This window comes from Leifsonia shinshuensis, assembly GCF_022606355.1.
Taxonomy (GTDB): domain Bacteria; phylum Actinomycetota; class Actinomycetes; order Actinomycetales; family Microbacteriaceae; genus Leifsonia; species Leifsonia shinshuensis_B.
The window spans coordinates 161,563-185,454 of sequence record NZ_JAHHZQ010000002.1 but is presented as its reverse complement, the minus strand read 5'-3'; the positions used below and the strand labels follow the sequence as shown (position 1 = coordinate 185,454).

Below are 23,892 nucleotides of genomic sequence, written 5' to 3'. Positions count from 1 at the left end.
GCCGCCACGATCGGCTGAGTCTCAGCGTCGGTGGAAGCAAGATTGCAGGACCTGCCGTATGTAACTGCGTCGGGATGCGTGGAGCGGTTCGGGTGCAAAGTGCCGCTCGACTGAGGCTCGATCGGAGTGCGCCGCCGCAGCAACCGCCCGATCGGACCACGGTCCCGCCCAGATCACCGTGTTCCTATGGATGACGTAATGGGATTTGCAAGGTAGTCCCCAATTGCCGACTGACGGTGTTAGCGAGATGGTTTCCCCGTCGAAGTACAACTGCCATTGCGCGGGACTCAGCGGGGTGGAGACCTTCTCCCCGCAGCCCTCAAGACAGCGGTGAACAACGGCGCCGAACTCCGCGGCAACGTAGTTCGTCCCCTCTTCGAGGTCGGTGGGGATGTAGTCGACAAACGCCCATCGGACTGATTCACGCCGCTTCGGCATCGGTGTCGCTCTCGCTTTCGACCGGCTGGTCCTCATTAAGTAGGTGGTTGCCGTCGATCGTGTATGCCGAATAGTGCTCGTGTTCGAGATCGGAGTAGAAGCCGAAAAGCTTTTTCCAGCGGATCACAGCCAAGGAAGCATTGAGAGCATTTAGGTCGGCGATCTGGATGTTGAGGTCGTACTCATCCCCTTCATCCGTGTCTGAGAAGTCGATGCGTCGCCGATCGTGAACGAGTGCGCGGTCTTCTGCAGTGCTGGTGGTGACCGCGAGGATGCCGCCGAGCGCTCCGCCGGTTGGTTTCACCCCGATACCGACATCGATGAACGGAACACCGGCGGCTTCGAGCGCCTCCACGATCAGTCGCTTGGTCGTTCCTCCCTCAGCTGCCAGGAAAACAAAGTCCATGTCGGCCAGTTCACTCCGGGTCGTTTCGTCAACGTCGTACGGGTGCGCGGTGATCCCGTTGCGCATCGCAGAGTAGCTATCGCGGAAGTATTCGACCTTGAATGGCATGGCGGCGAAGTCCTCCAGCCTAGCCGCGCCGGGCGCGCGGAACGCGTTGTGCTGAAGGAATCGGTCGCCATCGAAGAGATGGATCTCCTTCACAGGGGTCTTTGCCACAAGGTCGAAGATGTAAGAACCGGTGCCGCCGAGGCCAACGATCGCAACCTTCGAGAGCCTCAGTTTCGCGGAGATCGCCGAGATACCCGCACGTGTTGATGCCGAGTCTGCATACACAAAGACACTGTCCGGATCTTCGTCCTCATGGACTACGTACGTCCTCGGCGTTGCGTTCGGGTCGAGCTGGGCGGCGTAACCCCACAGGATGTTGACGTAGGAGGTCATCTTCGCGTAATAGTCGCCAAAGCCCGCGTCAGGCTTGTTGGAAAACTGAAAGTCGATGGTAAGCCCAGGGGCAAGTTCCGCGCGCCCTACCGTGTGGATGAGATTCGGCACCTCGGATCCGTCCGGACGTGACGGCCGCTCTCCGGCGAAGGAGACAACATGGGTATCCGGTACGCCTACGATGTCGTCGTTCAGATTGAGAGTCGACATCAGGGTGCCGTACGCCACCGCCCCGGTGGGAGTGACGTATGGCACGTGGTGAAGGAGGAGGTGGTTCTCGCTGACCTGAACCTCGTATCCCTCATCGCGTAGGCGACGAAGGTCCTGGTTATGAGCGACGGGTGTAGGTGACATTGAAGATCGTCCCCTTGTTCTTCACGATCACCGATCCGCCGTCCGCGAGGCTCCCATCCTTCGGCTGGTGAGCTTTCCGGAAGGTGACGACAAAGGTGAGGTCAACTGCGTCAGCCGTGTCCGGGTAGGCGAGGGCGACGACCTGGCGGAATGTGACCGTTTCGGACGGGACGAGGTGCAGCTGCCCGTCGACGACGATCTCGTACTCTTTTTGGTTTTCCCTGCTTCTCCAGGGTTTCCTGCTGTGTCATGTTGATTCCTTTGATTAGACTTTAGGTTGTCGATTGCGAACCTGAAATCGACTCTAGACGTTCAATTGCGAAATTGCAATCAGGAGGCTCGCTATGTCCAAGGTCGGATCGTTTGACGCATCCTCGTTCTATGAGGCGCTCGACTCCGAACGGCAAAGCAGAAAATTGAATTGGAAACAGGTCGCTCAGGGATCCGGCGTCAGCGCGTCCACGCTCACCCGAATGGCGCAAGGCAAACGACCGGACGTCGACGGTCTAGCGGCGCTCTCGACATGGTCCGGCCTCAATGTTGACGACTTCGTTCGAACCGGCGACGAGAAGCCCGATCCGGAAGCTTTGACAAAGATCACGGCTTACCTACGGGCCGATCGAAACCTTACGAGCGAGGCGGCCATCGCACTTGATGGGATGATCAAGGCCGCATACGAGAACCTCCGCAGCGACAAATAGGAGAAGCGGGCGTGGGGTACTACCGAGGATTCAAGAGCTGGGCAAAGCTCGTTGCGGACGAAGCACGCGCTGACCTCGGACTCACTCGATGGAACCGACTCGACCCTCGCCAACTCGCTAAGTTCCTGGATATTCCTGTGCTGGCGCTGTCTTCAATGAAGAGCTCCGCGCCCGAGGTGGTCCATTTTCTTGTCACCGAGCCCGAGTCCTTTTCAGCCGTCACAGTCTTCGACGGGACGAAGCGAGCGATCATTCACAACGATGCGCACTCACCAGGCCGGCAGAACAGCAACATCGGCCACGAACTTGGCCACGGGCTCCTCGGGCACCCACCGACGCCACCCCTGGACGCCAATGGCTGCCGCGTATGGGATGAGGACGTCGAAGACGAAGCAAACTGGCTTGGCGGTTGCCTGCTCGTAACAGACGAAATGTGCATGACAATCGTGCGGAACCGGTGGAGCGAGGAAGAAGCTGCCCTCAAGTATGGAGTGAGTCCCAAGATGATCCGGTTTCGCGTGAACGCAAGCGGTGCTCGCAAAAGGGTGCACCGCGCCAGGAACTACGGGTCCACGCGCACTTAGCCCCTCCTGCCAATATCGAACCTGGTGCATGCCGCTCTCTTTTTAGCGCGGCACTGCTGCCTTGTCGTCGCCCATAGAGAGTGTGCTCGAGCGCCGCAGTCGTCGGAATGGCCGCTCCTCCATCGCCTGGCCGGTTGACCCAGCGCGCAGCCTAGGCGCGTCGTGGCCTTTCAACGCTCCAATGCGAAACAATCCGGAGCATGGAGCTTCAGGGTGCGGTGGAGAATTTCGAGGGCGCGATGAAGCACTGCGTCAACATCATCGAGGTGCATCGCGGCTACGGAACAGGGGGTGGCGGCCGACGGTATCGCGAAGTGTCACTTGATCGTGCGGTCGTAGTCCTGGCCGTAGCTGCGTGGCAGGCAGCGGTGCAGGACATCACCCTCGGGATTGTTGAAACGGCGGCACCTTCAGTTGCGAAGGCGCGGAAACGTGCGAGATACCTCGCAAGATGCGGCCAGGTCTTCGACGGCGTTCAGAAGCTGGCTACTCCGAATGCGCAAAACACGCGTCGCCTAATGATGAGCGCAGGGTTCGATCCTCGGCCACTTTGGACATGGACCATTGCGGGCGGCCGCGGCCGCCAGCGGGTGACATGGACACCGGCGATGGTCGATGGGCGCCTCGACGAGTGGTTGCAGGTGAGACACGCCATTGCGCATGGGCACGACGAGCTTCCCGTCGTTCAGGCCCTCGAGTCAGTCCGGCTCGATGGTGCGACCAGCGATCCGACAATACGTCTCACTGATGCAGAAACTTGCGTGTCGTTCTTACGAAGGTTGGTGCGACTTACGAGCAATGGTGCTGCCGCGCATGTCGGCACGTCGATCGTCTACCCAGCCACATCCTGATTGGCTCACCCGATCGTGATTTGAAAATGAGGCCACAGTAGACGGAGCTCCGGTGGTCGGGTGGACACTTAGGGAATGATGTACGCCGAACCCCCCAAGCCGAGGGCCTGGAAAGCGTCGGACAGGGACGCGGTTCAGCTGTGTCAAGAGTGGATGGTCTACCTCGGCGCAGCTGACACAGTCGCCGCTTCAGGGGCAGCCAAAGAAGTATGTGATCTCTACAGCACGCGCTTCGTCGCATGGGTGGACAATCGCCCCAAGAATCTGGACGTGGAGACAGTGTTGAGGGCTTCCGGCATTGCATATATCGATGGACGCCGCGCATTGGTGTTTCATCCCGGCGGCGCTTTCCCTGATGCGCAGGATCAGGCGGACATTCTCGGCGTGGCTCTATTTCGATTTGACGCGCGAGGAGGGGAGCTCGACGGGGCTAACGAGGTCGGTCGCGAGTTACGTGCGACCGGTCTGGCGAACAGTTAGTTCGGGCATCATCCGACTCATAGTTACGATTGGAGAGCAGGCGAGCCAGCCACATTGGAGCCGACTACCGTTTGAGCCGCTCGGTTGAGTTCGGATCGAGCAGCCAAGCGAGACTTCTCGAGCGTTTCCTCGGTTGCGCGTCTTTGCATCGCCTCGACGAGCTGAGAACGCGTCGATGCGTCCGTTGAGGCGACCACAACTGCTCGATTGTCATGTTTGCCACGGGTGAGGCCAACATAAAGGCCAGCAGCATCGACCCCTGGACCCACAATCGAGAGGTCGGTAGTTTCGCCTTGGACCCCGTAAACGGTAGTGGCGTATGCCAGGTGGAGGTGTGACGCGGCGTATTCGAGGGAAATGCGCCGAAGATCAGTCGAATCATTGGCCGCCGCCAGCACGACATGCGCGGAGGTCACCTTCTTGACCACCCAGTTCTCTCGGTTCTGCACGTTCGTGGTCCTGTCGTTGCGACGAGTCTGCACTACGTCGCCAGCGAAGATTGGCTGATCAGCCTGTCCGAGTACTGAACTGTTCGTATCAACAGATCCGCTCACGACTCGTCGGGCTTGAATAGCTTCATTGATTGCTTGAGCTTCAGAGTGAGTCGCGGTGACAAGTGCAATGCTTCGTCGAGTCTGGACAGCATTGAACCATGCGTCCACCATCAGATTTCGAGCTTCCACGTCGCTACTCGCCTGAACGACATGTCCGGCGTGGATCAAGTCGTCGGCGACCTCGGCCGCTTGCTCCTGGCTTGCCGGGTCGCGCAGTCTGAGAGACAAGTCCGCCCAGTCGGGATCGATGAACCGGTGGATCGTAAGAAGCTCAATCTGCCGGGGTGCTCGCCTCCAAAACAGAGCCATGGCGCCGGAGTGCCCAACGGGCAGCGCCTGGTTCTGATCGCCAACGAGAGCGACGCCAGCCCCGGTGCGTCCAACGATGTCTAGGAGTGCATTGGCCGATTCGAGGTCGAGCATTCCGGCTTCGTCGACAACGATCCGATCGCCAGGTCCGATCCCGAGTCGCGGACCCGCGTACTCTCTACCGTTTGCAGGGTCTACCTCGCCGAGCTTGAGACATGCCCATTCGGTCGCGCCAGCGGGGTTGCGTGTCCAGCGCCAACCAAAGTCGTACAGCAGCTGGTGAAGAGAGGAGGATTCGCTCTCGGTTTCGCGGCCCGCGACAGCTGAGGCCTTCTTTGTGGGCGCCACGATGATCATGTTGCGGCCACGTCGACGAAGGGTGGCACCGGCCACCTTGAGCATCGTCGTCTTTCCCGTTCCGGCCGCTCCAGAAATGGCCACAATTCTGTCTGTACCCGCAATGGAGGAAGCGCCCTGAAGCTGGCCGTCATCGAGTGTTCGGCCAGGTTCGATCGTCCTCGCAATCGCAGCGATCTCGGTGGAAGGGACCACTTCGCCTCGCGCAGCAAGTGAGTCCGTACGGTGCGCAACCGTGGCCTTGAGCGTTGCAGTGGACGTTGCCATGCGCCGCTTGATGTGCGCCGGAATGTCCGGCTCCGACAGAAGCGTCACCGTGTGCGTCCGGACCGCGAGCGAGATCACTTCATCGACCTTTTTCACGAGCTGGGCGTGTTCAGCGATCGCCCCGGCAGCGGCGATCGCTCTGATCGCTCCTGCTCGAACGTCCAAGTCGCTGAACCGGCCCCCGGTCCCGCTCGAGCGAGCATCCGCATCCACGATCGCCTGTGCCGCGAGGAGCTCGAGGTCGAGGTCTTCAATCGCCATCGAGCCAGTAGTGACCTCGCTCCGCGACCGACCGAGCTCCGGATCGGCGTGCAGGAGCTCGGCCACCACCATCGACGCCCAGTCGTCCTCGTTAAGGGACCCCGGCTTGTTCGGGCGGCCGGCCGCCCACGCCCACTGATCGATCTGAGTCAACACTGCATGGGATGGTTTCTCATCCGGGTGCTGAAGGCTCCACTGGCGCAGGTGTGCGGCCTTGTTCGCTTCGATTTGGGCGGAGCGCTTCGACAGAGGCCGCACCAAATGCTGCAGTTGCTCGATCTCCCCATCTGCGTTCAAGGTGAATCCTTTCGCAGCCAGAGCAGCGACCCATGCCGGGTCTGTTCGCGAGGCAAGGTCGCCTTCGGCGTTCACGACGTTCTGAAACCGCAGTGCGACGCGGGTGTCGACATTCGACCACTTAGCGTCCAGTCCTTGGACCTTGACGTTCAGCCATAAGTGGCGATGCTTGTGCGGATCCAACGACCGAGATCGTTCGTGGCGCAACTCGACGACTTCGATCCGAGCGAGATCCTCGCGAATCGCTCCCTGCTTCCCGCGTCGAGCGTTGAGTTCGGTCTGCCACATTTTGATGATCCGGTCCCGCAACCTGTCTTGCAAATCCTCATACGCGGCCGCCAACTCGGGGTCCAGCATCGCCGCGATTGAGAACGACTTCGGCGCGTTGATCGTCGCATCCAGGATCAGATCAGCCGCCGGCGACTCAAGGTCCCGGCCGCGCCGCTCTCCGGTGAGCGGGTCAGAGCCATCGACCCAGTCCCGCAACTGGGATCGAGTGAGCAGGTCGTCGCGGATGGCACCGTTTTCGACGATGTACCGGGTCATCACCGCGTCCGCATAGCCGGCCGCAGCCAGTGCGCCGTCGGCAGTCTTAGCCGTCAGAGTTGCGTCACAGACCCCGCCGAAGGCGTAATGCACCGCCTGCTTTACCCCTTGGGCTGCTCGCCCGCGCTTCCAGCGCGACACTCCACCTCTCACACTTAGAACTTCCGGTTGCGCGCGCATATTGGCGCGCACGGAGCGCGCACACTCGAAGTGTCTTGTCTCAGGACATCGGAAGCGGAAGTGTCTCAGGACATCGGAAGCGGTTGGTGTCTCAGGACATCGGTGACAGTTCGTCTGGTTTGGGTGCGGGTCGGCGGCCGCGGGGTCGGCCGTTGCTGACGTATTTGACGCCGGGTGAGGGCCAGGGTTGTTCGATGATGAGGGTGCCGTCGAGGTCGAAGAACATGATGGTGGGGCCGGTGTCGAGGATCGCGATTCGTTTCTTGCTGTAGTCGCGGCTGATGCCGAAGCGGATGCCGTGGAACTCGACGCTGCCGCCGCGGTCGACGAGTTTGACGCGGATCCCCTCGTCGCGGCGACCGAGCCGGGAGTCGTGCGCGGGCGGCCTGGGTGATTCGGCTTTCGGGGTGGCCTGCCAGGCCTGGTGCGGGGTGATGCGTCCGGGGAGGGCTTGGTGGGGTCGTTGGGTGTTGTAGATGATGTCGAACGCATCGACCTGTTCCTGCAGCTGGGCGAGGGTGGCGGCGATGGGCTGCTTGTCGAGGTAGCGGAACAGGGTTTGGTGGAAGCGCTCGTTCTTGCCCTGGGTGGTGGGCTTGAAGGGTTTGCCGGTGATCGCCTCGACGCCGTAGGAGGCGAGGTAGGTGGTCAGCTGGCCGGCGAACCCGCGGCGGGAGGGGTTCAGGGCCATGCCGTTGTCCGAGAGCAGTCGTTGGGGAACACCGTGGATGCGGATAGCTTTGGCAACGACGGTGATGGCGTCTTGGGAGCTCTCGGTCCAGGCGACGTGGGAGGCGACGGCGAGACGGGAGTGGTCATCGATGAGCTGGAAGATGACGCACTTGCGTCCCTCGGTGAGGACGTATTCGGTGGCGTCGATCTGCCAGCACGCGTTCGGTGCCGGATAGACGAACCGGCGATAGGAGGCGCGGGGGCGCTTCCTGGGTTCGAGGCGGGCGACGCCGGCGTCGCGGAAGATCCGAGCCAGCGACGACACCGCCGGAACCGGGGTGATCCGCAGCAGCTGCATCCGGTCGTGGACGCTGATCGGGCCGTGGTCCAGGCCGGACTGCTCCAGGGCGGCCCGGACTTGGATGGCCTGCTGTTTGATCTCCTCGGTGATCTTCCCGGGGCTGGCTCGAGGGCGCCTCGAGCGGGGTTCGAGCGCGGCGGCGGGGCCGTCCTCGATGGCGCGTTTGCGGATCTCGTAGAAGGTCTTTCGGGAGATGCCGTGCTCGGCGCAGAAGGTGGTCACCGACCCGCGCGGTGCATCCGGTGGCCACTGGGTGATCGCGAGACGGACACGGGGATCAACGGGTTCGACACGGCTCATGCCTCAAAGATCGAGGAGAAGTGTCACCACCAAACAGGGCCGTAGTGTCACCGATGTCCTGAGGCAGATTTGTTACCGATGTCCTGAGACATAACACGCGCACACTCGAAGAGTGCCTACGTGCATTCGCTCGTTTCGCTTTGGCTTGTCGTCCTTCTCGTCTTGTTTCGTTTCTGGTCTCGTTCTCTCGTTGATCTCCTTTCGCTTGATTTCCTTCGTTGCTTCTCGTCCCTTCGTCTCGTCTCTCCTTGTCACGGCCATCTCGCCCGCTCAGCATTTGGCGCCTCTTGCTCCGCCCTCACCTCCCGCCGGTCCCGAGCGCGAAAGAACCCCGACCCACGCAGATGGGTCGGGGTTCTTTTCGTTCGCTCGTGATTACTGGTCGAGCATCCCCGCGATGCTGTGGACCGCCGAAAGGACGTGTGCAGCCGACTCACGAATCACGGAGACATCCTCGTCACTCCATCCGGCGATGTAGCCGATGCTGTACGCGCTGGTATCGAAGCCGCACAGACCGGCGACCACGTAGGCGACCGATTCAGCTTCTACCTCCATGCGGCCGCGGTGCTGCCGGTACTCCTCGACGCTGTCGATATGGCGGAGCTCAATATGCGCCGTCTCGTGAATCAAGGTCTTCGCGGACTGCTCGACGCTGATGCCCTCCGCGAGTATCACGCGTAGCGTCTCGGGGTCGGTGTATCCGCTGGCATGGGTCAAGGGCTCGCGGCCGATCGTCCATCCTCGGGACTCCAGGTGATCGGTCAGTGGAGCGATGACGCCGTAGTCGTCGTCACCGACGAGTCGCTGCGTGGGATCGCTCGGGAGCGGGTTGGCTCCCTCGATCGGGTCGGTCTGCGCGATGTCGAAAACGGAGAGAGTCGGGAAGTACCGGACAAAGCGACCCTCGTCAGCTGAACGATCTTCGTCGGCTTCGGTCTCGGTCTTCTTCTCGCGGTACCCGAAGATCTTGATCGACTTCTCGCCTTTGCGGACCTGTCGCCCCTTGGCCTGCCATTGCCGGAAACCGGCGACCATGGTCGCGTCCGGTTTCTGGGCGAGGATTAGCAGAAGGTTGTTCAGGCTGTAGTTGTGGAAGGAGCGGGCGAACTCCAGGAATGCCCGCCACTGGCCGCTGTCGGCGAGCCGTTGGACCTGCTCGATAATCGACGCGTGTAGTGCCTCCGCCTCAGCCTGTCGGTCCGCCGCGTCTCGGGTAATGGTCGTGATTCCCATGATCTGCTTGCTCCTTTGTCCACTCGTCTTTCTCGCCGTCCCGGCACGAAGATCAAGAACGGGTGGAGGCCGAGCAGCGACCGACAGGAGCGGTTGCTAAGTGCAGGAGCGCAGCGACGGAGTCTGCAAATAGCGAGGGTCGCGAACGGAGCAGCCGGAAGCCGTTACGATCGCAGGCCGGAGCGGGGAGAAAACAGAAAGGCAGCGCCGACGTGGTCGGCTCCGCCCGGAACTCGCTTCTAGTTCGACGGCCGATGGTGGCGGCGCCGAACGACCGCCCTGATGATGAGTGGTGTCCCGACGATCGCCGGCAGGAACCAGAACAGCCAGGACGGGAGGAGCTGCCAGATCGGCAGATGGGGGCCGTTGTCGACGTAGAACGCGGTCAGCATGGCGACGTAGGAGACTCCCATGGCGATGATGTGGAGAGCGTCGCCGGGTCGGTGTAGCCGACGGTAGATGAACCCGTAGGTGGCCGCGACGGCGGCGACGGCGCCGGCGACAACAAGGGGCAGGTCAGTAGGCCATCGGAAGGCGGACATCGCGCACGCGGAAGCGAAGACGATCAGCATCGCGCCGAAGTAGAACCGGCCGCCGACGACGTGCCGGCCGGAGCCTTTTCGGCTGAACATGGCAACGAGTCCGCTCACGATGGCGACCAGCGCCGCGCTGACGTGGATTCCGAGCAGCACGAGGAAGACGACGGAGAGCGAGGCAACGTCCAGTCCGAGCAGAGGTTCCGTGTGCATGAGAGGTCTTCCCTCCGGTGCGCTCAGGGTAGCGCTGCGCCAGTGGTGCGGACTACTGCTTCCGCCGCCGCTCGATAAGTATGGTGTCGCGCCACTGCCCGGCCCAGGGCCCGTAGGTCATCAGGGCGATGCGTTCGCGATGCCCGACCACCCGGAAGCCGGCCTGCTCGTGCAGTCGGAGGCTGGCGGCGTTCTCGCGGAAAATGCTCGACTGGATAGTCCAGATGCCCGCGTTGTCGCAGGCGTCGATCAGCTCGTCCAGGAGCAGCCGTCCCAGTCCGTGGCCGCGGGCGCGTTCGGCCACGTAGACGGAGTGCTCGACGACGCCCCGGTACACCTCCCGTGCGGAGACCGGCGACACTGCTGCCCAGCCGGCAACGCCGTCCTCATCGACCGCTGCCAGTCGCCCGACCTGCAGCTTGCTGGCGTCGAAGTGCGCCCAGGATGGAGGTTCGGATTCGAACGTGGCGTTGCCGGTCGCGATCCCGTCGGCGTAGATTCGCTCGACGTCGGGCCAGTCCGCGGGCGTGAGCGCGCGGATGTTCATAAGGCAGTCGGGCTCTCCAGAGTGGTCACGGGATCATTCTTCCGGGGGCGCGACCCACTCCACAAGTTCCTCGACCTGTACCAGGATCGAGTCCCGGGGTTCACGCACGCCGTCGAGGTCCCAGTTCGCCGGGTCGGGGAACTCCCACTGAACGAACTGGCCCGCTACGGGGCCCGGGGTCGCGGAGCTCGGCGTGTCGACGAACCTGCTCGCGCACCACCTCGCGGTCCTGGAGCGTGAAGGGATCATCGTGCGCGAGCGCTCAGAGGGGGATCGCCGGAGGACGTACGTGCGGCTCCGGCCGGCGGCGCTCGCCGCCCTGGGGCCGTCGGCTGACGCAGCAGCGCACCGAGTCGTCTTCGTCTGCACCGCGAACTCGGCCCGCTCGCAACTGGCGGAGGCGCTCTGGTCGCGCTCCAGCACGATTCCGGTGGTCTCGGCTGGTACGCATCCTGCTTCTCGCGTCGCTGAGGGTGCCGTGCTGGTGGCCGCAGGGCATGGGGTGGAGTTGACGGGTCGCCCGAAGCTTTAGGCGGACGTCCTTGCGGACGGCGACTATGTGGTGACGGTCTGCGTCCGGGCACACGAGGAGCTGGGGTTGGGTGGCGCGCACTGGTCGGTTCCGGACCCTGTGCCGGATGGCAGTGTGAGCGCATTCGAGTCGGCTTTCGAAGAGATCGCGCGCAGGGTCGATTCGCTGGCCGCGCATCTGACACCGAGTTAGGTTGCCCGTGCGAGAGCGAGAGCGAGCGCGGCCACGGCGACGCCGGCCATCGAGGTGCTCTCAGCGGCTGCCGTCGCATGGCAGTTCACTCGCCACGACCCCGAGCGCTGGGAGAAGCCGACCCTGCGCGTCATCGCCCTCGCGTTCTTCGCACTCGCCGTCTACGTGACCGTCAGCTCAGTACTGTCGCTCGTTGGGCGGATCGACGTTCAGCGCTCTCCGGTCGGGATCGTCCTGACCGCACTGAGTGTTGTCGTCATGCCGATCCTCTCCTATGCCGAGCGCCGGGCCGGGTGAGAACTCGGGTCGGCGACGGCCGTAGCGGACTCCAAGCAGACGCTGATCTGCACACATCTCTCCGCCGCCGGATTGCTCGGCTTGCTCGTGAACAGCCTCTTCGGCTGGTGGTGGACAGATCCGATCGCAGGTCTCGTCATTGCCTTCTTCGCCGCCCGTGGGGGCATCGAAGCGCGGAAGCGGGATGCATGTGCGACCTCGGTCGGGATGCTGCTCGACCAGGATGACGGCACGCCGGACTCAGCCAAGCAGCAAGAAGCATAGGCTCACGCCTATGAGTCTCGCCAACGCCACCGGACCGCAAAGCCTCAAGCGCATCAGCGATCCGACGCGTGCTGCTCTGCTGCGGATCATTCTCGACTCCGAGGACGGCAGAGGTTAGGTGACCCGGATGGCCGAAGTCATCGGCTTGACCCAACCACCGTCTCGCACCACCTGCAGATGTCGCGTGAGCCGCGTCTGCTTTTGCCCTCCTGGTCGCTAGGGCCCGGGGATGCGCCAACCCCAGGTTCTCGTTTGACGAGTGTGGATCACTCAGGATTCGGCCGATATCAGGCTTGACATTCCTCTATAGGTAAAGGTGAACGATGGAAAAGTCCGGCCGGGTAGGACCGGGGACTTGTCTGATCGTGGATGGAGAGTTCGATGTCCGAGAATCGTGGAAGCGGGCTGAGCGCAGCGTTGATCGCCATCGGCGCGGTGGGTCTGGCGGTGGCGTGTTCCGGCCCTTCTCGCGGCGGGTGGATTCGCATTAGCTGGCGGAATGCTGGGCAGCTGGCCGGTTCTGACATTGGCTGCTCTGTTGGTGGCCGCCACCGTGGTGTACACGGTGCTCCGGGCAAGGCGTCGCTCGGCCGCCCGGCCGACGGAACCCGACGGAGCTGGCCGCTTTGGCGCGGGTGAGCAGGTCTCGCCCACGGTTGACGACTGCTGCGCCATGCCGAAGTCCGTAGTGGCGCCGCAGAATAGGGAGCGTGGCCGGCGGGAGGAACGCAAGTGAGGCGTCGGTCGAGATACGACGCGGTGCGAAGCCGCCGGGGTGGTCGTGTCGCCGTCGCCTCGGCAGGGGTCGCTGTGGCGTTGATGATGACCGGGTGCGGGGCGCAGACAACGCCCGGCGCGGCGATGGAACCGTCGGGTGGTTCAGTTGCGGGGTCCTCGTTCCCGTCGACAACGGTGCGGACGGTGTCCGGGGCGAGCTTGACCGTTCCGAACGACAAACCGGCTCTGCTCTATTTCTTCACCGCGTCGTGTTCGAGTTGTGTGACGGGCGCGAAATCCGTCGGGGCGGGTGTGTCGATGGCCGGTTCCACGGTGCAGGCCGTGGCGGTGGATCTGGACCCCGGCGAGCCGGTGAATACGATCAACGCGTTCATGCAGGACGTAGGGAATCCACCGTTGTCGGTCGTGCGCGACGATGGGACTCTGCTGAAACGGTTTGGCGTGGACGCCCTCGGTTTGACGATTGTGCTCGATAAAAATGGCCGGGTGGTCTATCGCGGGGTGGACCCCTCAGCGGCCCAAACGGCTCAGGCGATCACGGCAGCGGGCTACTAGGGAGGCGTGTTGGGCATCTTCGCTTTCGCCTTCGCGGCGGGCATGCTGTCGACGGTGAACCCATGTGGGTTTGCGATGCTGCCGGCTTTCCTCGCCTTTTACATTGGGCGCGACGAACCTGGGGCGCAAGAGAACCTCGTACGGCGGGCGCTGGTCGGGCTGGGAGCCGGGCTGCTGGTCAGTGCTGGGTTCACCGGAGTGTTGAGCGTGGTCGGGCTTCTGGTCGCGCTCGGAGTGCGCAGCCTGATTGGAGCGGTGCCTTGGGTGGCAGTGCTGGTTGGGCTGCTGCTTGTCGGGCTTGCCATCGCCCTACTCACCGGCCGGCGCGCTGGGTTCACCATGAACTCCAGTCGGATTGCTCGGCAAGGACGCGGCCCGGGCGCGATGCTCGCCTTTGGTGCCGCATACGGGGTGGCTTCCCTTTCGTGCACCCTCGCGGTGCTGCTTGCGGTAATTGCCCAGGCTCTGGCAGCTGCCAGCGCGGTCGGCCTGGTGGTGGTGTTCGCCGCGTACGCGATGGGAGCGGCGATGGTGCTGGTGCTTTTGGCTCTGTCCTCGGCCGTGGCCAGCGGCCTGCTCGCGCGGATACTGCACCGTACCGCTAAGTACGTGCCTCGGATCGCCGCGGTGGTACTCCTGCTGTCCGGGGTCTACCTCGTCGCCTATTGGGCGCCAGCGTTGGTTGCCGGGAACGCGAATGAAAGCCTGGCGAAATCAGGCAGCCGGATCTCTGCCGCATTGACCGGATTCCTCAGCAGCAACATGGGTCTGGTCACCGGCGTCGCCCTGACCGGGGTCGCGGTCAGCGTCATCAGCGCATTTCTGCTGCGGGTACGAATCCGATCCAGGAACGCCCAGCCGCCAGACAATGACGAGCCGCCATCACGATAATCGCAACCGGGAAGACCGAGGCGGTCGATGCAACGCAGCCACCAGCCGGCGGCGCGTGCCAAAGCCGCACGGGACGTGCGTGACGGCGCCAGCGTTCGCGATGCACCGCATGCTGTGTGGCGATTGCCGTAGTGGTCCAGACCGACGCAGCGGTCGTGGCCGCCGAGACTAGCCCCTCCTCCCGTAGTGGCGCCGTCGGGAGGATCGACCACCGCGCCGCCGTGGGCCGCCCTCGCCTGCTCCGGCCCGGATTTCGCGCTGCCGGCTGCCTCTTCTTAGTGGTGACGAGGCTGGCGCTTCATATCCATATGAGCGGCTCGCTGTGACGGCCGACGGCCGACCGGCGACCGGGGCGGCAGACCGTTGGCGTTGTGGGGGCGGACCACCGTCTCGTCCTGCACGCACACGACGGTTCGGGAGTCTCGCATGAGGAATCGGCCACTGTTTCAGACGTTTCGTCTCGGCCAGATCCTTGCCCAGTGGGGCGTCCAACGCGGTTCTTCAAGCTTCCTACGTGATTCGATCGCTCCTGGGAGCTTCGCGCGGGTCATTTTGCTGCTCGTGAGGTGGGAACGCAACCTGCCCGGGACCTTATTCAGATCGCTCGTTTCCGAGCCACGGAGCTCAGGCCTCGATTTGGTCGAGGGCGGCGAGGTAGGCCTCGTTGTAGGTGGGGTATTGAGCGACCTGGTCGCGGAGGGTGTCTAGCGGGATCTTGGCGCGGATGGCGAGGGAAGCATGGTGAATCCACTCGCCTGCCAAGGGTGCGACGGCCCAGGCGCCGACCAGCACCTTCGCGTCAGTATCGACCAAGAGCCCAAGCTTGCCGACTGGATCGCTCTCGTAAGTCCAAGGCCTGGTGATTGCGTTGGCGAGGTCGAGTTCGGTTGCCGTGGTGTGCAATCCGGCCCGGTCGGCCTGCTGCTGGGTGAGGCCTGCTGCTGCGATTTCGGGCTCCCCGAACACGACGCGGGGGATGCCGTCGTAGAACGCCTTCCGCGCCCCGCCGAGGATCGCATCGGCGGCAATGCGACCCTGGTACTTCGCAACGTGGGTGAACGGCATGACCCCCGTCACATCACCGATCGCCCAGATGTTCTCGGCCGCCCGGCACTGGTCGTCCACCAACACCTGACCGTGCTCACCGAGCGAGACGCCGACGTCCTCGAAGCCGAGGCCGCGGCTGCGGGGGCTGCGGCCGGCGGCGAAGATCACGACGTCTCCAGCGGCCGTGGTGCCGTCTTCGAGCTCGATCACGCTCGCGCCGCCGTCACGGCGCCCTCTCCGGGCGACCGCGTTTAGCCGTATGTCGACCCCGGCGCTCTGAAGGTAGTGCTTGGCAAGCTCCCCGACTTCTGGATCCTCGCGGTCGATCAGTCTGGCGCCGCGCTGCAGCAGGGTGACGCGCACACCGAACCTTGAGAGGAACGTCGCCGTTTCCACCCCGACGGCGCTCCCGCCGACAATTACGGCACTGCCAGGCAACGACGTAGCGGTGTAGGTCTCCCGGTTCGTCCAGGCGGTGATGTCTTCCAGTCCGTCCACCGGTGGCACGACCGCGTCGGAGCCGGTGGCGATGATGATGTGCTCGGCCAGTATTTCCTCGTCGCCGGCTTGGATGCGGCCAGGGCCGGTGATGCGGGCATCCTTCTTGATGACGCGGGCACCGCGCTTGCTGTAGCCCTCGATCTGCCTGGCGTCATCGAGGTTCCGGATCATGTAGTCGCGATAGTCGCTTGTCTGCGACCAATTCAACTCCGCACCACCGACTCCCGCCGCTCGTTGGACCTCGGTCTGAGCCTCCGGCGGCCGCAGCACCGTCTTCGAGGGGACGCAGGCCCAGTAGGCGCATTCCCCGCCGATCAGCTCGCGCTCGATCGTGGCAACTTTTTTTCCAGCCTTCATCAGCCGGCTCGCCGCGACCTCACCGCCGGGACCCATCCCGAGCACTGCAACATCGACACGTTCACTCATTAGTTATTCCTTGGGTTCTCGGTATTGATCGTGTTAGGGGTTGCGTTGGGCGCTGTTGGCTGTCGTTCGCTGCAGAGCACTTGCTGATCGTCGGGTCGCTGAGCTGCTCGGGCTCTAGCAGCAGCTGTCGGCCCGTGACGGGCGGCCGACCTCTTGGGCATTCTCGATCATGGTTCGAGCCATTTGGGTACCGAGGGCGTAGGCCTCCGTCACTGGCATGACTTCCCCTCCTGGGTGCGTCTCAAGCCAGGTTTGTGCGTCCCCGGCAGAGGTAAAGTAGTGCACCTGGTTGCAGAACGCCGATCGGACCGAGGTCATGTCCGAGGGATTGACGAGTGATACCACGGCGGTCTCAGGCGACACCGACTGTACTCCGCGGGGCCCGACGGTGATTGTGATCGGCTCGCCGGTCGTGGGGCTAACGGACTCGACTCGCGCCGAAGCATCCAGCAGGGTGGGGAAGATCAGGGTGTCCAGTGCGCACCAGGTGTAGAGCTGCTCGCCGTTGACCTCGAAGCGGTGCGGGGTAGGACGCAGGGTGAGCCCCTGGCCGATGATGCGGCCGTACTCGTACTCGATGTCGGGAACCGCCGCCAGCGCTTGTCGCACGTCGGCTTCACTGCGCCCGGTCACTGTCGCGAGAGTGCTGATCTCAACCGGATCGCCCTGGGCGAGAAGTTTCATCAGCGGCAGCCAGAGTGAGGCTTCCTGCCCGGTCTCGCTGGATGTGAGGCGCGTCGCGAGCGTGTCGTTCTCGGTCATTGTGACCCTCTTTCCTTTGTTTGTGTGTTGGAGGTTCTTTTGTTGGTGTGTTGAAGGCTTAGGGTTACGCGGCGCAGCAGGAGAGCTTGCTGATGTCGGTGCTGAAGGACTGCGCGGCGATCTTGATTCCCTCGGCCATGGTCAGATAGGGGCTCCAGAGCTTTGCGACCTGTTCGACCGTCATGCCGGCTTCGAGGATGTAGACCCCGGCCGCAGCTAGGTCGGCCGCTTCTTTCCCGACCGCGGTGAGTCCAACGATGCGGCCGGTGGTGGCTTCGGCGACCATCTTGATGAATCCCCGAGTGTCGCGATTCACGATCGCTCGGGGTATGTACTCCAGCGGCAATACCTGGCAGCGGCAGCGGACCCCGGACTGGTTTGCTTGCTTGTCAGTCATTCCGACAGCGGCCACCGTAGGGCTTGAGAAGATGATGCGGGGCAGGTGCCCGTAGTCGATCTTGCGTCCGGCGTTGGTGAACGCGTTCTCGGCCACGAGTGCCCCGTGTGCCGCGGCAACATAGACGTACTCCGGATGCCCGGTTACGTCGCCTGCTGCCCAGATCCGCGGATTGGAGGTCGCAAGCTCGTCGTTGACGGCGACCTCGCCCAGATCCCCGGTTTGCACTCCGACTGCGTCGAGGTTTAGCCCGTCGGTTACGGCTTGGCGACCGGTCGCGACGAGGAGCCGCGTAGCCGTAAACTCCTCGAGGCCGCCCGAGACGGTGGCGGTCGCGAGAATGTCGCCGGTAGTCGGGTCCGGCCTCACCGAGGTGAGCGCGGCGCGGCGCACCACCCGTATGCCCTCGTCGGCGAACACTGCCGCGAGTGCGCGGGCGACCTCCGGCTCCTCCGTAGAGGCCAGTCGCGACCGGACCAGCATCGTCACTTTCGATCCGAGGCGGGAGAAGAGTTGTGCCATCTCGATAGCGACCGGCCCGCCACCAAGGACAAGCAAAGAATCCGGAACCTCCGACAGTTCCATCGCCGTTGTCGAGGTCAAATAATCGACCTCCGCCAGCCCCTCAACCGTCGGTGCCCACGGCCGCGACCCTGTCGCGATCAAATAGTGCTCAGCACGAACTAGAATGTTGCGGCCCTCGAAGTCGGTCACGGTCAGCGCCGGGTCGTCGGGGGATCCGGTGAAGGTGGCGTCGCCCTGCAGCAGATCCCAGCCATACTCGCCGATGAGATCGATGTATTTGTCTGACCGCATCCCATTTACCAGCGCCTGCTTTCCCTCGATTAGGGTCGGCATGTCTACCGGTCCCGCGGACGTGTCGATCCCGGGAAACCGAGCGGTGTCCGATGCGACGTGGCGTGCCTCGGCAGCCGCGAGCAGTGCCTTCGAAGGCACACAGCCGGTGTTTACGCAGGTGCCGCCGACGGTCGATCGCTCGATCATCACGACCCGTTTGCCAAGGTTGGTCGCCCGAATTGCTGCCGCGAAGGCTCCGCCTCCGGATCCGATCACCGCCAGGTCGAACTGGGCGGGTGCGTTGTCAGTCATGTGGACTCCTGAGTACGAGGTGCAGATGAGTACGAGGTGCAGATGATTCGGTTGCACCATCATGCGCCTTGCCCTATACGGCAACGTCAACCCGGAGCCCAGCACTTGCGGCAACTCACTCTGTAGCTCGCGCGGCTCAATGACCCTGCCTCGCTCATTCGCCGGCCACGCGCACGACCTGCCCATCTTTCCCCTATGCTGGAAGGTCAAACGAGCGCAGGAGGACACGATGCGAATTGGTGAGGCCGCTGCGGCGGCGAGCATGACAACGAAGGCGCTGCGGTTTTACGAGGCCGAGGGGCTGCTTCCGCTTCCGGAGCGGGCCGCGAACGGCTATCGGGAGTACGGAGAGGAAACCGTGGGTCGCTTGCAGTTCATCCGCCGAGGGCGGGGCGCAGGGTTGAACTTGGCCCAGATCCGCGAGATCCTCCGTCTGCGGGACGCTGGCACAGCGCCGTGCCGCCACGTCGTGACACTGCTAGGCAACGAACTCGAGCGTCTTGATGCCCAGATCGCCGAGTTGACCGCGCTGCGTGCTACGGTGGCCAGCTTCCACGACGCCGCCGATGCCGGGGATCCAAACCGATGTGACGCGGACCTCATTTGCAGCTACGTCTGAAGCCTCGTGTTTGCCAAATTTGCTCCCAATCAACAAGGGATCGGAGGCCGGGGTGGCGAGACTCCTGTGGGACGAGTGGCCAGCTCGGCGATCTCGGTCACAGCGCTGCGGTGAGGACCTTCGAGACGCGCTCGAGGCTTCCCGGCACGAGCTTGTAGTACGACCAGGTGCCGCGCTTCGACCGGGTGATGTAGCCCGCCTCCATCAGGAGTCGGAGGTGGTGTGACACGGTCGGCTGGCTGAGCCCGACCGGCTCGGTCAGATCGCAGACGCACGCCTCCTGGCCTTCGGAGTTGGCCACGATCGAGAGCAGGCGCAGCCTGGTCGGGTCCCCAAGAGCCTTGAAGGCTGGGGCCATCGACTCGGCCTCGTCAAGGGACAGGATCTCTCTGGTCACCGGTGTGCAGCAGGCATTCACGGGGGTGATCGGGAGCGCTTCGAGGATGGCCATGCTGTTAGTGTACCCGTACATTGACAAACTTCGATGAAGCATGCACTGTAAATCGAAAACCTTCGATGAATGGAGAATGACGGATGACTCTCGTCGACCTCACCGCCCCCGCGGTACGCAGCAGTCGCCTGGACGGGCTCCCCGTGGTGATCATCGGCGCCGGCCTGATCGGGCTCGCGGCGGCAGCGCACCTGATCGAACGTGGCATCCAGTTCGAGATCTACGAGACCGGAGATGCGTCGGGCCACACCGTTGCCCAGTGGGCGCACATCCGATTCTTCTCACCCTGGAAGATGCTCGTCGATACGGCGGCAGCCCGGCTCCTGGCAGAGACTCGGTGGACGGTTCCGGACGACAAAAAGCTTCCCACCGGCGGCCAGTTCCTCGACGAATACCTCGCGCCCCTGGCTGCACTCGACTCGATCCGCCCGCACATCCACTACGGCGTCGCGGTGACCGACGTGAGTCGAGAGGGCATGGACCGCACACGCAGCGCCGGCCGCGCCGACACGCCCTTCCTGCTCCGTATCCAGGACGCGGAAGGAGTGCAAGAGGTGACCGCGCGCGCTGTCATCGATGCTTCGGGGACCTACCTGACTTCGAACAGCCTCGCCTCCTCCGGCCTCGCCCCACTCGGCCTGCCGGCAGTCGTCGAGCACGTCTCGCACGCGCTTCCCGATGTCGTCGGGCGAGAACGCGACCGGTTCGCGGGCAAGCGCGTCACCGTCGTCGGCGCCGGCCACTCGGCCGCGAACACGCTCCTGAACCTCGCCGCGCTCAAGCGGGAGGTCCCGGAGACACAGATCACCTGGCTGATCCGCAACGCCAGCGCCGTCCGCGTCACGACGTCGGATGACGATCAGCTGATCGAGCGCGCCGCAATCGGCAATCGCGTCGACCGCCTGATCGCCACCGGTGCAATCCAGCAGCTCGACCGGTTCGAGATCCTTCGCCTCGCACCCATCAGCGGCGGTGTGCGTCTGATCGGCCAGCGCGCGGGCGAGCTGGTCGAGCAGGACACCGACGTGGTCGTGAACGCGACCGGGTTCCGCCCGAACCTGGACATGCTGCGGGAGATCCGGTTGGAGCTGGACGACATCGTGGAGGCTCCGGCACGGTTGGCGCCGCTGATCGACCCCAACATCCACTCCTGCGGCACCGTCGAACCACACGGGTTCGCCGAGCTGCAGCAGCCCGAGCCGAACTTCTTCCTGGCCGGGATGAAGTCCTACGGCCGCGCCCCGACGTTCCTGCTCGCCACCGGCTATGAGCAGGTGCGCTCGATCACCGCCTACCTCGCGGGCGACATCGCGTCCGCGACGAACGTGCAACTGGTGCTGCCCGCGACCGGTGTGTGCTCGTCCGGTGCATCCGGTGCATCCGGTGAATCTGGTGCTTCCGATTCGTCCTGCTGCTCGTAGTGGTTATCGTGGACCATGTTGCCAAATGAGTTGGTCGAGTGCTCGTGTTGTGGCCGGCCGCGCCTCCGGCGACGGGTTCACGCATTGGGAGAGCGGCATGACGTTTACGTGTGTCGTCGTTGCGGCTTCTGGATCGCGTTCTTCTGGCGCGGTGACCGTCTCGACAACGGGGTCTAACTGTCGCTAGCCGGCGAGCTCCGGCGCGATAGGCTGGTCGCACCAATATCGGCTCCCGATATTGGGTGTCGATACGGGGATTTCCCATGCGTGAACTCTTCCGAGGTGCGGTGTTCCTGCACATCCTTCACCACGCGGCGGAGGGGGCGATTCACGGTGCGTGGATGAGTGCCGAGCTGGCGAATCACGGCTACGAGATTTCGCCCGGAACGCTCTACCCGACCCTTCACCGGATGGAGGAAGACGGCCTGCTGACGTCGGAAAAGCAGCTCGTCGATGGGCGGGTAATTCGCGTGTATCGGGCGACCGCGGCTGGGGTCGACGCACTAGAGGATGGTCGGCGCGCCGTCTGGGAGCTCGCAGCCGAAGTGCTCCCCGGGAAACGAACTGACGGTAGAGCCTGATGGCGACCGCTGATCCTTCGCTGGCTCGGCGGCTGGGGCTGTTCGACGCTGTCGTGATCGGCCTGGGTTCGATGATCGGCGCCGGCATCTTCGCGTCGTTCGCGCCGGCAGCGGCCGCTGCCGGCGGAGGTCTGCTAATCGGACTGCTGATTGCCGCTGTCGTCGCGTATTGCAACGCGTCGGCCTCCGCCCAGCTCGCTGCCCAGTATCCGACCTCGGGTGGCACCTACGTGTACGGGCGTGAGCGTCTGGGTGAGTGGCCCGGGTTCCTGGCCGGGTGGAGCTTCGTCATCGGCAAGACGGCCAGTTGCGCCGCTATGGCGCTCACCTTCGCCGCCTACGCCGTCCCGGCTGGCTGGCAGAAACCGGTCGCCGTGATCGCGGTCATCGCCCTGGCGGGCGTGAACTACTTCGGGGTGACTCGAACGGCCGGGCTCACGAGGCTGATCGTCGCTGTCGTCCTCGTTGTTCTCGCCTTGGTGATCGTCTCCGGCCTGACCGGCGGGGCTGCGCATCCGGCTAATCTGGGCAACCACCTCTTCGAAGCGGGCTGGTACGGGATCCTCCAGTCCGCCGGATTGCTGTTCTTCGCGTTCGCCGGTTACGCGCGTATCGCGACGATGGGCGAAGAAGTCACGAACCCGGCCCGCACTATTCCCCGCGCCATCTTGACTGCCCTGGCCATTGTCCTGGTCATCTACGTGCTCATCGCGATGACAGTGCTGCTCGTGATCGGTCCGGAACGGCTCGCCGCCTCGACCGCTCCGCTGGTCGAGGTCGTCACGGCCAGCGGTTGGGGCTGGGCGGCGGTGATCGCCCGGGTCGGAGCAGCCGCCGCGGCCCTCGGGGCGCTGCTGGCCCTCGTCGCGGGTGTCGGGCGAACCAGTCTCGCGATGGCGCGCAACCGCGACCTTCCCACCTGGCTGGCTGCGGTTCACCCGAAGTACAAAGTGCCCCACCACGCCGAGCTTGCTTTGGCGGTTGTCGTCAGTGTCCTCGTGCTCACCGTTGACCTCCGCGGCGTGATCGGCTTCTCATCCTTCGGCGTGCTCCTCTACTACTTCGTCGCCAATCTCTCCGCCCACACGCAAACCGGCGCCGACCGCCGATACCCGAAAGTCCTGCAGGTCCTTGGCGCACTCGGCTGCCTCGTCCTCGTCGTCACCCTCCCGCTGAACGCCATCCTGGTCGGTGTCATCGTGCTCGTCGTTGGGATCGCCTACCGGATCATCCGGTTACGTTTCGAGAGAAGAACAACAACCGGCGCATAGACTTTCGTCTATGGGTGGGGTGCCGGAACCGGACGCGCTGCGGAGCTTGAAGCGGATCAGCGATCCCACGCGGGCACGTATTCTCCGCCTGCTGCTCGACGCGCCCGACGGGCGCGGCTCGGTGACCAGGCTGGCAGAGACGCTGGGGTTGCGGCAACCGACGGTCTCACACCATCTGAAGCTGCTGCGCGAGGAGGGTCTGGTCGAGCGCAGCCAGGAGGGTCGCACCGCCTGGTACTCGATCACGACGGATCAGCTGGACCGGGTCGCGGAACTCGTCCGCGACGAGCCGCCGGCTGAAGACGGTGCGGCGACGGAGCGGATCATTGAGGACCTCGCTCTTCGCTATCGCGGTGTTCTGTCCCGGGAGAGCGTCGAGCAGTACGTCCGGGACAGCTACGACCGCCTTGACGGCCGCAAGAACCGGGCATCGCTGACCAGCGCGTTCGCGGTCTCCCGCCTCGACGCACTCCTGCGCGCGACCGGCGCACGGGCCGGGGTGCCGGAGGTGCTGTTCGTGTGCGTGCAGAACGCCGGCCGCTCCCAGCTGGCCTCGGCGATCCTGCGCCAGCTCGCCGGCGACCGCGTGGTTGTCCGCACCGCCGGCTCCGAGCCCGCCGACGCCGTGCGCTCCACGATCGTCACCGTGCTCGACGAGGTCGGCACCCCGCTCGGCGGTGAGTTCCCCAAGCCGCTCACCGACGAGGCAGTCCGCGCGGCGGACTACGTGATCACCATGGGCTGCGGCGACGCCTGCCCCATCTACCCGGGCCGCGAGTACCTCGACTGGGACATCCCCGACCCGGTCGGCCAGCCCATCGCCACGGTGCGGGAGATCCGCGATGACATCGAAGGCCGCGTCCGCGACCTCCTGAACCGGATCGACGCTGAACGGCTCGTGAACACGGCCGCCACCGACTAGCAAAACCATAGATGCCCGTCTATGCTT

26 protein-coding genes are annotated in these 23,892 nt (G+C 64.1%); 14 read left to right on the top strand and 12 right to left on the bottom strand.

The window, feature by feature from the left end:
* Positions 1–21 precede the first annotated feature (21 nt).
* From KNO15_RS23480 to KNO15_RS23475, 3 genes are read right to left on the bottom strand one after another with little or no spacing between them, the layout of a single operon-like run.
* On the bottom strand, positions 22–438 hold the full coding sequence (locus KNO15_RS23480; protein WP_374113157.1) for a DUF6527 family protein: 417 nt from the start codon (positions 436–438) through the stop codon (positions 22–24).
* Positions 422–1,639 carry a ThiF family adenylyltransferase gene (locus KNO15_RS07665; protein ID WP_241702879.1) on the bottom strand — a complete coding sequence of 406 codons (1,218 nt, stop codon included), beginning with the start codon at positions 1,637–1,639 and terminating at the stop codon, positions 422–424. Before KNO15_RS07665 ends, KNO15_RS23480 begins: the two co-directional genes overlap by 17 nt.
* A complete protein-coding gene (locus KNO15_RS23475; RefSeq protein ID WP_374113164.1) occupies positions 1,614–1,820 on the bottom strand; it encodes a multiubiquitin domain-containing protein in 207 nt (68 codons plus the stop codon). Before KNO15_RS23475 ends, KNO15_RS07665 begins: the two co-directional genes overlap by 26 nt.
* 163 nt (positions 1,821–1,983) lie before the next feature.
* Here KNO15_RS23475 and KNO15_RS07660 point away from each other — a divergent pair, with 163 nt between their 5' ends.
* The 4 genes from KNO15_RS07660 (at position 1,984) to KNO15_RS07645 (ending at position 4,255) form a co-directional block, all read left to right on the top strand.
* Entirely contained in the window at positions 1,984–2,340 is a 357-nt protein-coding gene (locus KNO15_RS07660; protein WP_241702878.1) for a helix-turn-helix domain-containing protein, read from the top strand.
* 11 nt (positions 2,341–2,351) lie between these two features.
* Positions 2,352–2,924 (top strand): ImmA/IrrE family metallo-endopeptidase, encoded by a 573-nt coding sequence (locus KNO15_RS07655; RefSeq protein WP_241702877.1) that lies wholly within the window; start codon positions 2,352–2,354, stop codon positions 2,922–2,924.
* A 200-nt stretch (positions 2,925–3,124) separates the two neighbouring features.
* Positions 3,125–3,775 carry a hypothetical protein gene (locus KNO15_RS07650; RefSeq protein ID WP_241702876.1) on the top strand — a complete coding sequence of 217 codons (651 nt, stop codon included), beginning with the start codon at positions 3,125–3,127 and terminating at the stop codon, positions 3,773–3,775.
* A 75-nt stretch (positions 3,776–3,850) separates the two neighbouring features.
* Positions 3,851–4,255, top strand: a complete 405-nt coding sequence (locus KNO15_RS07645; protein ID WP_241702875.1) for a hypothetical protein — start codon at positions 3,851–3,853, stop codon at positions 4,253–4,255.
* Positions 4,256–4,278: 23 nt separating this feature from the next.
* Here the strand turns inward: KNO15_RS07645 and KNO15_RS07640 are convergent, their stop codons facing one another.
* From KNO15_RS07640 to KNO15_RS07620, 5 genes are all read right to left on the bottom strand, one after another.
* Positions 4,279–6,987: an AAA family ATPase gene (locus tag KNO15_RS07640; protein WP_241702874.1), complete on the bottom strand. Its 2,709-nt coding sequence runs from the start codon at positions 6,985–6,987 to the stop codon at positions 4,279–4,281.
* A gap of 130 nt (positions 6,988–7,117) precedes the next feature.
* The gene (locus tag KNO15_RS07635) at positions 7,118–8,359 is read right to left on the bottom strand and encodes an integrase core domain-containing protein (RefSeq protein WP_441328149.1); all 1,242 of its coding nucleotides are present in this window, start codon (positions 8,357–8,359) and stop codon (positions 7,118–7,120) included.
* Positions 8,360–8,734: 375 nt separating this feature from the next.
* Complete coding sequence (locus KNO15_RS07630) at positions 8,735–9,592, bottom strand: ArdC-like ssDNA-binding domain-containing protein (RefSeq protein ID WP_241702873.1); 858 nt, start codon at positions 9,590–9,592, stop codon at positions 8,735–8,737.
* A gap of 239 nt (positions 9,593–9,831) precedes the next feature.
* Complete coding sequence (locus KNO15_RS07625; protein ID WP_241702872.1) at positions 9,832–10,341, bottom strand: hypothetical protein; 510 nt, start codon at positions 10,339–10,341, stop codon at positions 9,832–9,834.
* 52 nt (positions 10,342–10,393) lie between these two features.
* On the bottom strand, positions 10,394–10,888 hold the full coding sequence (locus KNO15_RS07620) for a GNAT family N-acetyltransferase (protein ID WP_241702871.1): 495 nt from the start codon (positions 10,886–10,888) through the stop codon (positions 10,394–10,396).
* Between the two features lie 193 nt (positions 10,889–11,081).
* Here KNO15_RS07620 and KNO15_RS23315 point away from each other — a divergent pair, with 193 nt between their 5' ends.
* From KNO15_RS23315 to KNO15_RS07600, 5 genes are all read left to right on the top strand, one after another.
* On the top strand, positions 11,082–11,420 hold the full coding sequence (locus KNO15_RS23315; protein WP_241702870.1) for an arsenate reductase/protein-tyrosine-phosphatase family protein: 339 nt from the start codon (positions 11,082–11,084) through the stop codon (positions 11,418–11,420).
* Positions 11,421–11,666: 246 nt separating this feature from the next.
* Positions 11,667–11,909 (top strand): hypothetical protein, encoded by a 243-nt coding sequence (locus KNO15_RS23310; protein WP_308220432.1) that lies wholly within the window; start codon positions 11,667–11,669, stop codon positions 11,907–11,909.
* Between the two features lie 87 nt (positions 11,910–11,996).
* Complete coding sequence (locus KNO15_RS23305; protein ID WP_308220431.1) at positions 11,997–12,173, top strand: hypothetical protein; 177 nt, start codon at positions 11,997–11,999, stop codon at positions 12,171–12,173.
* 819 nt (positions 12,174–12,992) lie between these two features.
* Positions 12,993–13,466 carry a TlpA family protein disulfide reductase gene (locus tag KNO15_RS07605; RefSeq protein ID WP_374113163.1) on the top strand — a complete coding sequence of 158 codons (474 nt, stop codon included), beginning with the start codon at positions 12,993–12,995 and terminating at the stop codon, positions 13,464–13,466.
* Between the two features lie 6 nt (positions 13,467–13,472).
* Positions 13,473–14,357: a cytochrome c biogenesis CcdA family protein gene (locus KNO15_RS07600; protein ID WP_241702868.1), complete on the top strand. Its 885-nt coding sequence runs from the start codon at positions 13,473–13,475 to the stop codon at positions 14,355–14,357.
* Positions 14,358–14,981: 624 nt separating this feature from the next.
* Here the strand turns inward: KNO15_RS07600 and KNO15_RS07595 are convergent.
* The 3 genes from KNO15_RS07595 to merA all read right to left on the bottom strand — a co-directional run bounded on the left by KNO15_RS07595 (position 14,982) and on the right by merA (position 18,600).
* Positions 14,982–16,331 carry a dihydrolipoyl dehydrogenase family protein gene (locus KNO15_RS07595; RefSeq protein WP_241702867.1) on the bottom strand — a complete coding sequence of 450 codons (1,350 nt, stop codon included), beginning with the start codon at positions 16,329–16,331 and terminating at the stop codon, positions 14,982–14,984.
* Between the two features lie 114 nt (positions 16,332–16,445).
* Positions 16,446–17,093 (bottom strand): organomercurial lyase MerB, encoded by a 648-nt coding sequence (merB, locus tag KNO15_RS07590; protein ID WP_241702866.1) that lies wholly within the window; start codon positions 17,091–17,093, stop codon positions 16,446–16,448.
* Positions 17,094–17,157: 64 nt separating this feature from the next.
* On the bottom strand, positions 17,158–18,600 hold the full coding sequence (gene merA / locus KNO15_RS07585; RefSeq protein ID WP_241702865.1) for a mercury(II) reductase: 1,443 nt from the start codon (positions 18,598–18,600) through the stop codon (positions 17,158–17,160).
* Between the two features lie 229 nt (positions 18,601–18,829).
* On the opposite strand from merA, the gene KNO15_RS07580 reads away from it, so the two are divergent.
* A complete protein-coding gene (locus KNO15_RS07580) occupies positions 18,830–19,219 on the top strand; it encodes a heavy metal-responsive transcriptional regulator (protein ID WP_241702864.1) in 390 nt (129 codons plus the stop codon).
* Between the two features lie 97 nt (positions 19,220–19,316).
* Here KNO15_RS07580 and KNO15_RS07575 read toward each other — a convergent pair whose 3' ends face one another.
* Complete coding sequence (locus tag KNO15_RS07575) at positions 19,317–19,670, bottom strand: ArsR/SmtB family transcription factor (protein ID WP_241702863.1); 354 nt, start codon at positions 19,668–19,670, stop codon at positions 19,317–19,319.
* Positions 19,671–19,753: 83 nt separating this feature from the next.
* On the opposite strand from KNO15_RS07575, the gene KNO15_RS07570 reads away from it, so the two are divergent.
* The 4 genes from KNO15_RS07570 (at position 19,754) to KNO15_RS07555 (ending at position 23,865) form a co-directional block, all read left to right on the top strand.
* Complete coding sequence (locus KNO15_RS07570; RefSeq protein ID WP_241702862.1) at positions 19,754–21,091, top strand: NAD(P)-binding domain-containing protein; 1,338 nt, start codon at positions 19,754–19,756, stop codon at positions 21,089–21,091.
* A 263-nt stretch (positions 21,092–21,354) separates the two neighbouring features.
* Positions 21,355–21,672 (top strand): PadR family transcriptional regulator, encoded by a 318-nt coding sequence (locus KNO15_RS07565; RefSeq protein WP_241702861.1) that lies wholly within the window; start codon positions 21,355–21,357, stop codon positions 21,670–21,672.
* Positions 21,672–22,943, top strand: coding sequence for an APC family permease (locus tag KNO15_RS07560; RefSeq protein WP_241702860.1), 1,272 nt, complete (start codon positions 21,672–21,674; stop codon positions 22,941–22,943). Before KNO15_RS07565 ends, KNO15_RS07560 begins: the two co-directional genes overlap by 1 nt.
* A gap of 10 nt (positions 22,944–22,953) precedes the next feature.
* Positions 22,954–23,865, top strand: a complete 912-nt coding sequence (locus KNO15_RS07555; RefSeq protein WP_241702859.1) for a metalloregulator ArsR/SmtB family transcription factor — start codon at positions 22,954–22,956, stop codon at positions 23,863–23,865.
* Positions 23,866–23,892: the final 27 nt, after the last annotated feature.

Coding starts and splice junctions, on each gene's coding strand:
- KNO15_RS23480 (WP_374113157.1), bottom strand. CDS start 438: ATGCCGAAGCGGCGTGAATCAGTCCGATGGGCGTTTGTCGACTACATC.
- KNO15_RS07665 (WP_241702879.1), bottom strand. CDS start 1,639: ATGTCACCTACACCCGTCGCTCATAACCAGGACCTTCGTCGCCTACGC.
- KNO15_RS07660 (WP_241702878.1), top strand. CDS start 1,984: ATGTCCAAGGTCGGATCGTTTGACGCATCCTCGTTCTATGAGGCGCTC.
- KNO15_RS07650 (WP_241702876.1), top strand. CDS start 3,125: ATGGAGCTTCAGGGTGCGGTGGAGAATTTCGAGGGCGCGATGAAGCAC.
- KNO15_RS07645 (WP_241702875.1), top strand. CDS start 3,851: ATGATGTACGCCGAACCCCCCAAGCCGAGGGCCTGGAAAGCGTCGGAC.
- KNO15_RS07635 (WP_441328149.1), bottom strand. CDS start 8,359: ATGAGCCGTGTCGAACCCGTTGATCCCCGTGTCCGTCTCGCGATCACC.
- KNO15_RS07630 (WP_241702873.1), bottom strand. CDS start 9,592: ATGGGAATCACGACCATTACCCGAGACGCGGCGGACCGACAGGCTGAG.
- KNO15_RS07625 (WP_241702872.1), bottom strand. CDS start 10,341: ATGCACACGGAACCTCTGCTCGGACTGGACGTTGCCTCGCTCTCCGTC.
- KNO15_RS07620 (WP_241702871.1), bottom strand. CDS start 10,888: ATGAACATCCGCGCGCTCACGCCCGCGGACTGGCCCGACGTCGAGCGA.
- KNO15_RS07605 (WP_374113163.1), top strand. CDS start 12,993: ATGATGACCGGGTGCGGGGCGCAGACAACGCCCGGCGCGGCGATGGAA.
- KNO15_RS07595 (WP_241702867.1), bottom strand. CDS start 16,331: ATGAGTGAACGTGTCGATGTTGCAGTGCTCGGGATGGGTCCCGGCGGT.
- merB (WP_241702866.1), bottom strand. CDS start 17,093: ATGACCGAGAACGACACGCTCGCGACGCGCCTCACATCCAGCGAGACC.
- merA (WP_241702865.1), bottom strand. CDS start 18,600: ATGACTGACAACGCACCCGCCCAGTTCGACCTGGCGGTGATCGGATCC.
- KNO15_RS07580 (WP_241702864.1), top strand. CDS start 18,830: ATGCGAATTGGTGAGGCCGCTGCGGCGGCGAGCATGACAACGAAGGCG.
- KNO15_RS07575 (WP_241702863.1), bottom strand. CDS start 19,670: ATGGCCATCCTCGAAGCGCTCCCGATCACCCCCGTGAATGCCTGCTGC.
- KNO15_RS07570 (WP_241702862.1), top strand. CDS start 19,754: ATGACTCTCGTCGACCTCACCGCCCCCGCGGTACGCAGCAGTCGCCTG.
- KNO15_RS07565 (WP_241702861.1), top strand. CDS start 21,355: ATGCGTGAACTCTTCCGAGGTGCGGTGTTCCTGCACATCCTTCACCAC.
- KNO15_RS07560 (WP_241702860.1), top strand. CDS start 21,672: ATGGCGACCGCTGATCCTTCGCTGGCTCGGCGGCTGGGGCTGTTCGAC.
- KNO15_RS07555 (WP_241702859.1), top strand. CDS start 22,954: ATGGGTGGGGTGCCGGAACCGGACGCGCTGCGGAGCTTGAAGCGGATC.